General features: G+C 47.9%; 1 protein-coding gene. It reads left to right on the top strand.

The window, feature by feature from the left end; translation table 11 throughout:
- Positions 1-267: S16 family serine protease (locus tag AAEY83_RS15665; protein ID WP_351060414.1), on the top strand; the 267-nt coding region annotated here is incomplete at both ends.

The raw sequence follows: 267 nt of genomic DNA, 5'->3' as shown, positions 1-267 counted from the left end.
GCATGGACAGAAGTTGGCGGTGATTTGCTAACAATTGAATGTGCGGCAGTGCCAGGTAAAGGCAAGTTAAGTTACACCGGTTCTCTTGGCGATGTAATGCAAGAGTCGATTCAAGCGGCAATGACGGTTGTGCGTAATCGAGCAGATACTTTCAGTATTAACAGCGACTTTTACGAAAAGCGTGATATTCACGTACACGTACCTGAGGGCGCAACACCAAAAGATGGTCCTAGTGCGGGCGCAGCAATGGTAACGGGTCTTGTATCT

Source organism: Psychrobacter sp. TB20-MNA-CIBAN-0197, assembly GCF_040309765.1.
Classification (GTDB): domain Bacteria; phylum Pseudomonadota; class Gammaproteobacteria; order Pseudomonadales; family Moraxellaceae; genus Psychrobacter; species Psychrobacter submarinus.
The sequence above is the reverse complement of the archived record's forward strand: the minus strand, read 5'-3'. Positions and strand labels throughout refer to the sequence as shown.